General features: G+C 62.7%; 5 protein-coding genes and 2 pseudogenes. All 7 read right to left on the bottom strand.

The annotated features are described in order from the left end of the window. A pseudogene (locus NV64_RS23950) lies at positions 1-322 on the bottom strand (2-dehydro-3-deoxy-6-phosphogalactonate aldolase); the annotation flags it as partial. Next, entirely contained in the window at positions 306-1,187 is an 882-nt protein-coding gene (locus NV64_RS07550) for a 2-dehydro-3-deoxygalactonokinase (protein ID WP_056241361.1), read from the bottom strand. The gene NV64_RS07550 and the pseudogene NV64_RS23950, both read right to left, overlap by 17 nt. Next, positions 1,184-1,882 (bottom strand): FadR/GntR family transcriptional regulator, encoded by a 699-nt coding sequence (locus tag NV64_RS07545; RefSeq protein WP_056241364.1) that lies wholly within the window; start codon positions 1,880-1,882, stop codon positions 1,184-1,186. The genes NV64_RS07550 and NV64_RS07545 overlap by 4 nt, the downstream gene beginning before the upstream one ends. 216 nt (positions 1,883-2,098) lie before the next feature. Then, positions 2,099-4,495, bottom strand: a complete 2,397-nt coding sequence (locus NV64_RS07540; RefSeq protein WP_101505654.1) for a TonB-dependent receptor domain-containing protein — start codon at positions 4,493-4,495, stop codon at positions 2,099-2,101. A gap of 323 nt (positions 4,496-4,818) precedes the next feature. Then, complete coding sequence (locus NV64_RS07535) at positions 4,819-5,298, bottom strand: GNAT family N-acetyltransferase (RefSeq protein WP_056241372.1); 480 nt, start codon at positions 5,296-5,298, stop codon at positions 4,819-4,821. A 306-nt stretch (positions 5,299-5,604) separates the two neighbouring features. Next, on the bottom strand, positions 5,605-6,945 hold the full coding sequence (locus NV64_RS07530; protein WP_101505653.1) for an LLM class flavin-dependent oxidoreductase: 1,341 nt from the start codon (positions 6,943-6,945) through the stop codon (positions 5,605-5,607). A gap of 101 nt (positions 6,946-7,046) precedes the next feature. Then, positions 7,047-7,845, bottom strand: a pseudogene (locus tag NV64_RS07525) (reductase); the annotation flags it as partial.

Here is a 7,845-nt window from a genome sequence, read left to right as displayed (position 1 = left end):
AGCCTGCGGCCACCGTCATGCCGCAGGCGACCGCCCGGCGGATCACCGCCGCGTCGGTGTTTGGCGTCACCACCAGCCGGCTGCCGATGGCGGCCAGCCGATCCACCTGGTCGGGCTGCAGCACGGTACCGGCCCCGATCAGCGCGCGATCGCCAAATTCGCTGACCGCGGCGGCAATGCTCTGTTCCCACTGCGGCGAATTAAGCGGGATCTCGATGGCATCAAAGCCCGCGTCGATCAGCGCGGCGATATGCGCCTGCGCCTCCTGCGGGCGGATGCCGCGTAAAATAGCGATTAGCGGCAGCTCAGTTTGCCAGCGCATGGGCAATGCTCCTTATTCCGTGCCGGAAGGCGACGTCGCCGTCCAGCGGGTTAACGGTCAGATCGATAAAGCGCAGCGCCTGCTGATAGCGCAGCGACAAGGCGCTGCCGGCGATCAGCGTCAGCGGCTGCGCCGGGGTAACGGCCCACTGATCCGCCAGGGTCGCCACTTCGTGGCCGATCAGCAGCCCGGACAGAAACTCGCTGATGGTGTCCGGCGCGCGGCGGCCCAGCACGTGTGCGGCCCGGACTTCAAACAGCCGTGAGAGGATCGAGCGATCCTCGCTGCCGATCTGCAGGCCAGCGGCAAACGCCGCGGCGTCCTCACGCTGTGCGGGCAGCCCGGCACCGACCAGCGACTGGCTGAGCAGCAGGTGGTGCAGTTCGCCGGTCATCACCGTGCGAAACGTCTCCACCCGGTCGCCCTCCGCCCTCACCCACTTGGCGTGGGTGCCGGGCATGACATAGAGGTCGGCGGCGGCCAGCGCCACGGCACCGAGCAGCTGGGTCTCTTCACCGCGCATCACGTTAAGGTTGTCGGGCTGCTCGACGCTCAGCCCCGGTACGATCCACGCGCGGTTCTCAACCCGGGTCAGGCGGGACGCAATCTCGCCCAGCCGCAGCGGACAGGCCAGATACGGCACCGGCAGCCAGCCGGCATTGCTGCCGACCATACCGGCCATCACCACCGGCACCTCGCTGACAGGCCAGCCAGCGGTCACCTGGTCAAACACGTCGGCGGGGGTACGGCCGTTTAAGCGGGTGACGCCGGCCTCCGAGCGGCGCTGATCAACGCAGCGATCCTGCTGATAATGCCAGGCGCGCAGGTTGGTCGAACCCCAGTCAATCGCAATATAGCTGCTCACATAACGTCCTTAAGTCGCGCCGTTGAACTGGCAATCATCGATTTGGCCGCCTGCTCGGCGGCGTCGGCATCCTGGTGGCGGATGGCGTCAAACAGCGCTTTGTGTTCGGCCAGCGTGCGCGGCATGTTGCCCTCATCCGGCATAAAGGTGCGGGTAAACACCGCCTGCTGCAGCTGGCCAATCGCCACGTTAAGCTGCTGCAACACCGGATTATGCACCGAGGCCATCACCGCTTCGTGATAGCGGATATCGGCCTGGTTAAAGGCGTCGCGGTCTTCGCGGTGCGCCACCATATCGCCGTAGGCCTGCTCAATGGCGGCGAGATCCGCCGAGGTGGCGCGCTCCGCCGACCAGCGGGCAACCTGCGGCTCAACCAGCACGCGTACCTCATTCATCGCTGCGATCAGCCGCGGATCGTAGTCGCTGGAGAGCGACCACTGCAGCACGTCGCTGTCGAGATAGTTCCACTGGTTGCGCGGGGTGACGAACGCGCCGCGGTAGCGCTTCATCTCAATCAGCCGTTTCGCCATCAGCGAGCGAAACACCTCGCGAATAATGTTGCGCGAGGTGGTGAACTGTTCACACAGGTCCGCCTCGGACGGCAGCGGCGCGCCGGGCAGGTATTTGCCGGTGACGATCTCCTCACCCAGCGTCAGGATGATGCGTTCCGTTTTACTCAGACTCTCTTGCGTCATAGTTTTCAGTCCGTTAGTGGCGATGAGTCGGCAGCGTAGCGCGGAGAACCGGCGCTGCACAGATCTCAGCGGCCTGAGGCGCGGTGCGGGAGTGATTGTAGTACCATCTGCATTAGTTGTACTACAATCCAGATCACAAAAAATACAATCCACCTCTCAGGAATAAAAAAAGATCGCCGAAGCGATCTTTTAAGGGAGGCAAAATGTCGGCCGGGGTCAGAAGTCGACGTTAACCCCCAGCTGCACGCTGCGGCCCGGCTGCACGGCCAGCGCCTGGTCAGCGACGTCACGTGGGGTGTCGCCGGTCAGGTCGCGGCTGCTCAGGTAGTCGCGGTATTTACGGTCGGTCAGGTTGTAGACGCCGCCGTTAACGCGGACGTTTTTCGCCACCTGTACCCACGCGGTCATATCCACCGTGCCGTAGCCCGGCACCCGCTGATAACCGGCGGTGGCGTCGGTAATCGGCGCGCCGTTGTTGAGGTAGCCTTCACGGTTAGTCGTTTCCGCCTTCTTGCCTTTCACAAAGGTGGCCATCACTTCCGCACCATAGCGCTGGGACGGATCGTTCCACGCCAGGCCAACGGTGGCCTTCATCGGTGCCACGCTGTCGAGATCGACGTAGCGGTCGCCGTTGTAAGAGGACTTCGCCTGCCCTTTGCTGTAGCCCAGCGAGAAGCTGCTGCTCAGGCCTTCCACCGCGTTAAACCAGGTGCCGTAGTTAACCTTAGCGCCAATCTGACCGCCCCAGATATAGGCCTTATCGCGGTTCTCGGTCTGATAGATGGTGGCGATGTTGGACGGCAGGTTGGTGAACTTATCCGGCGCGCCGGCGCGGGTATAGCGGGTGGTGGCGATAAAGTTTTTGTAGGTGTTGTAGAACAGCGCACCGTTAATCGCCACGCCTTCGGTCGCCTGGCCTTTGATACCCCACTCAACGTTGTTGCTGGTTTCGGTATCCAGATCGGTGTTGCCGATCAGCGCATACTGGCGGTTGCCCGGCACGTAGTTGGAGCCGAGGTTCCACGAGCCGTATAGCTGGGTGGCGTTCGGGAACTGCGCGCCGCGACGGTACTCAACGTAGGTCATCAGCGCTGGCGTGATGTCGTAGTTGAAGCTGATTGACGGCAGCACCTGGGTGTCGCTGTTGGCTTTACCGTACAGCTTCTCGGCGTCTGCCGGGGTCAGCACTGCGGTACCCTCAGCCATGCTCGCCAGATTTTGCGGTTTGGTTTTCTGATGCTGTACGCGCACGCCCGGCACCACGGCAAAGCCGTGACCGTCGAGATCGAAGTTAATGCTGTCCTTCACAAAGCCACCCAGAACAACGGTGCGGCTGTCGCTCTGCGGACGCGTGGTGGCGGCGCTGTTGGCGGCCGGCGTCGGCGACTCGCTGAACGGGCGCTCGGTGTCGGACAGACGGGCGTTAAGGCCGGCCAGCAGATCGTGACGGCCCAGCGTTTTGCTCAGCTGCCCCTCATAGCCCCAGGTCTCAACGTTGTAGTCGGAGTAGACGCGCTGCATGCGCAGCGGGCTGGAGTCGGCCACCGGCAGCAGCGTGTTGTCGTGCGCCTGGGTGTTCTGGTAGTCAATTTTGTTGCTCAGGCTGTCAATCCAGGCGTTGGCCGGCGTCCACTCATCTTTCAGGTTCAGACCCCAGCGGCGGCTGTTGCTCTGCTGGTTGGCGTCGCCCTCGATCAGCGTTCCGGCGTTATTCCAGCTGTCATAGCGGGTGTGGTTAACCTTGCTGTAGAAGTCGCCGCCCAGCGTCAGCTTGTGCTCGTCGTTCGGCTGCCAGATACCGGAGGCCAGCAGCGCGTCGGAGTGCCAGTTGGCCGGGAAGGCCGCCAGCTCGTCGCTGTTATTGCGGGTCTGCTGGCCGTCACGGCGGCTGTAGGCGATCAGGCCGCGCAGGATCTCGTCGCCGGCGGCGGCGGTAACGCCGTTCTGCCAGCTGCGGCTGGCGGAGTCATAACCGCTCTGGTAGCCGAAGTACGTCTGTTTGCCCGGGGTCAGATAGTCATCGGCCGATTTCGGTACGAAGGAGACGGTGCCGCCCAGCGCGGTGGTGGTGCGCTGGGTCTGCGTGGCACCGGATTCAATATCGACGCGGCCGTAAAGGTAGGGATCGATGTAGTCGCGGCCAATACCGAAGGTGTTCAGGCCAGCGCGGCCGACGTAAGGACGGCCGGTGGCGTCGGGCAGCGGTACGCCGTCGACGTCGATCGCCACGCGGTTGCCTTCCAGGCCGCGGATGTTGTAGCCGGTGTAGCCGCCGCGATCAAAGCCGCTTTTGCCGCTGCTGGAGCCGCCGCTGCTGCCCACCGCGCCGATCAGCGGCTGGTAACGCATGATGGAACCAAAATCGTTGCCGCCGCGCTGGCGTAGTTCATCGGCGGAGACGCTTACCTGGCTGCCGGCGACGTGCTTAACGGCCGGCGCGGTAACGGTAATCTGCGCTTCGTCACTCTTTGACGCGGAGGCGGTGTTGCTACTGGTGCTGGCGGCAACGGCATTGTCTGCCTGCGCGGCATACGCAGCGCTGGCGGCGGTGGTGACGATCGCCATAACAATTGACGTGTGCAGCAATCCCTTGCGGGATGAAAAGTTGAGCATGCGAAATACCTTGATTTAATTATTGGTATTCGCCCACATTTGCTTTGATTAACAGGTGCATAAGCCCACATTTACTGCGGGAAACTAACATTTTATATTTTGCGATATCATATACAGACGAGAATGATTATCAATCCATTGATACAAAATATTACATTTAAGCAGTGAACTTTTGCGCTGGTCAGCCGTTGCGCGGCTGGAAATTGCGAGGGAGTTGTGGCTTAAGGCGGATTGATTAAAGCGGATAGAGGATTACGTGATGCTGATGGCTGATGGCTGATGCGGATGAAGGATGGCGGCGTGAGACGCCATCCGTAGCGGGATCAGCCGGCGGCAAAATCGCGCAGCACCTGCCCTTCCATACGGTAACGCACCCACTCATCCTGCGGGGCGGCACCGATGCTCAGATAGAAGTCGATCGCCGGCTGGTTCCAGTCCAGCACGCTCCACTCCAGTCGACCGCAGCCGCGCTCTACCGCCAGCTGCGCGATGTGGCGCAGCAGGGTTTTCCCCGCCTTCTGGCCGCGAAAACGCGGGCTGACGTAGAGATCTTCCAGATAAATACCGTTCCTGCCAAGCCAGGTGGAGTAGCTGGTGAAGAACACGGCGTAACCAGCCGCTTCCCCGTCAATTTCACAGATCAGCGCTTCCGACTTGCTGTCGGCGGCAAACAGCGAGGTCTCAATATCGTGCTGGCTGGCGACCACTTCATGCAGCGCTTTTTCGTAGTCGGCCAGCTCGGCGATCATCGCCAGAATCAGCCCGGCGTCGTCACGGGTGGCACGGCGGATAACGGTATTCATAGTAACTCCCTGGGGTAACGGTATTTCAGGCGGGCAGCATAGCGGCTGAGAGGGATGGAATGAAGAGGAATCTGAGCTAATACATCAGAGTGGGCACATCAGGCCGCGTGTGGCGAGCCTGGACGGGCAGGAAGGTGGGCATCAGCGTCAGCTGTATGACGGCAACAGCGCCCGGCAACGTGAAAACGCTGTCGGGCGCTGATTGGGCGGGCCGGGCGGCGCTGCACTCCCCTCGGGAGAGGCAGCATTCGCCCCCCCTCTGGCAACACCGCTTTATTCTGCTGAGGTCACTGCAGGCAGGCGGCGTTACTCTGCTGAGGTCAGTGCCGCCTGACGGTTTTCCGCATAGCGGTTAGCGCGCTTCGGCAGGCCAAGGCGGCCGCGCAGCGTGCGGGTGGTGTCGTCAATCTGCCAGTAGCCGCGCGCGGCGAGTATCGGCAGTACGTAGCGGGTGATGTCTTCCAGCGCTTCGTTAAGCACCGGCCCGGCGATGATAAACCCGCTGGCACCGCCCTGCTCCGTCCAGCGAATAAAGGCGTCGGCCACCTGCTCCGCCGTGCCGAAGAACTCGCCCTTCGGCACCGTGGTGCGGTAGGCGACTTCGCGCAGGGTGAGGTTTTCATCGCGCGCCAGCTTCTTAATCTGATCGGTGGTGGAGCGGAAATTGTTCTCGCCGAGGCTGCCCAGCTCCGGGAACGGCGCGTCCGGGTCATACTGGCTGAAGTCGTGATGGTCAAAGAAGCGGCCGAGGTAGCTGAGCGCGTCGTCAAGCGACAGCAGCGACAGCAGATAGCGGTACTTCTCTTCGGCCTCGGCCTCGGTGCGGCCGACGATCGGGCTGATACCGGGGAAGATCCCCGGCGCGGCGCGGCCGTGCTGCTCTGCGGCCTGCTGCAGTTTATGTGCGTACAGCGTCGCTTCTTCCAGCGTACGCGCGTTGGTGAACACTGCATCGGCGGTTTTCGCCGCCAGCGCAATGCCGGTATCCGAGGCGCCGGCCTGGAACACCACCGGCTGCCCCTGGGCGGAACGCTGGATATTCAGCGGGCCGGCCACCGAGAAGTAATCGCCTTTGTGATTCAGCGCGTGCAGCTTCGCCGCGTCAAAGAACACGCCGCTCTCTTTGTTGCGCACGAAGGCGTCATCTTCCCACGAGTCCCACAGCCCCTGCACCACCTGGATATACTCCTCGGCGATCTGGTAGCGTTCGGCGTGCTGCGGGTGGGTTTTACCAAAGTTACGCCCGGAGCCTTCCAGCGGTGAGGTCACCACGTTCCAGCCCGCGCGGCCGCCGCTCAGCAGATCCAGCGAGGCCAGCTGACGCGCCACGGTGAAGGGATCGCTGTAGGAGGTGGAGATGGTGCCGGCCAGGCCAATGCGCGAGGTGATCGCCGTCAGCGAGGAGAGCAGCGCAATCGGCTCAAAGCGGTTCAGGAAGTGCGGCAGCGATTTTTCGTTAATGTGCAGGCCGTCGGCCACAAACAGAAAATCGAAACCGGCGGCTTCGGCGTCTTTCGCCAGCTGCTGGTTCCAGGCAATATTGACGCTGGCGTCCGCCGCCGCGCGGTGGTGGCGCCAGGAGTTCATATACCCACCGGCTCCCTGTAACATTAACCCCAGTTTAATCCGGCGTTTGGTCTGGCTCATTGGCTAACTCCCTGATCCTGATAGCGGTAACTGGCTCCAGATTTTCATAAAAACGCCGGGAAATTAAATATCAATATCGGCAATCTATTGCCGGTTTGCGGCTAATACACATCACGCAGGAAGCGTTTCTCCTGCGCCAGCTGCTGCAGCCAGCCGGCGGCCTGCTGTGCATTCATACCGCCGTGCTGGCAGGCGATATCACGCAGCGCCGTCTCAACGTCTTTCGCCATGCGGCTGGCGTCGCCACACAGGTAGAGCCGTGCCCCCTCCTGCAGCCAGCGCCACAGGGTTTCTCCCTCTTCGCGCAGCCGGTCCTGCACGTAGATTTTTTGCGGCTGGTCGCGGGAGAACGCCAGGCTCAGCCGGGTCAGCAGCCCGCTTTGCCGCATCTGCTCCAGCTCCCCGCGGTAGTAAAACTCGCTCTGCTGATGCTGCTCGCCGAAGAACAGCCAGTTTTTGCCGCTGTCGCCGCGCAGGCGGCGGTGATGCAGAAAACCGCGAAACGGCGCAATGCCGGTACCGGGGCCGATCATCACCAGCGGCGCGTCGCCCGCTTCCGGCAGCAGGAAGTGACGCGTCGGCTGAACAAAGACCGCCACCGCGTCGCCAGGTGCCAGATCGGCAAGCCACGCCGAAGCCACGCCCTTGCGCTGGCCGTAGCGCACCGTGGCGACGGTCAGCTGGATCTCGCCCGGATGCGCCAGCGGGCTGGAGGCGATCGAGTAAAAGCGCGGCTGCAGCCGTTTCAGGCTGGCCAGCAGTGTTGTCGCCGCCCCCCGCCAGCTGAATTCGGCCAGCACGTCGGCCAGCTGCCGCCCCCACAGCCAGCTCTTCAGCGTCTCGCCCTGCGCCAGCCGCTGTTGCAGTGCGCCGTTGCCCGGCTGCCCGGCAATCAGGCTT

Origin of the sequence: Erwinia sp. B116 (assembly GCF_002865965.1) — a bacterium.
Lineage (GTDB): Bacteria > Pseudomonadota > Gammaproteobacteria > Enterobacterales > Enterobacteriaceae > Erwinia.
Note: the sequence above shows the minus strand (reverse complement) of the source record. Positions and strands in the feature narration are given on the sequence as shown.

What these genes read in the sequence shown, in the direction of transcription:
- NV64_RS07545 (WP_056241364.1), bottom strand. Translation starts at nt 1,882, where the DNA reads ATGACGCAAGAGAGTCTGAGTAAAACGGAACGCATCATCCTGACGCTG.
- NV64_RS07540 (WP_101505654.1), bottom strand. Translation starts at nt 4,495, where the DNA reads ATGCTCAACTTTTCATCCCGCAAGGGATTGCTGCACACGTCAATTGTT.
- NV64_RS07535 (WP_056241372.1), bottom strand. Translation starts at nt 5,298, where the DNA reads ATGAATACCGTTATCCGCCGTGCCACCCGTGACGACGCCGGGCTGATT.
- NV64_RS07530 (WP_101505653.1), bottom strand. Translation starts at nt 6,945, where the DNA reads ATGAGCCAGACCAAACGCCGGATTAAACTGGGGTTAATGTTACAGGGA.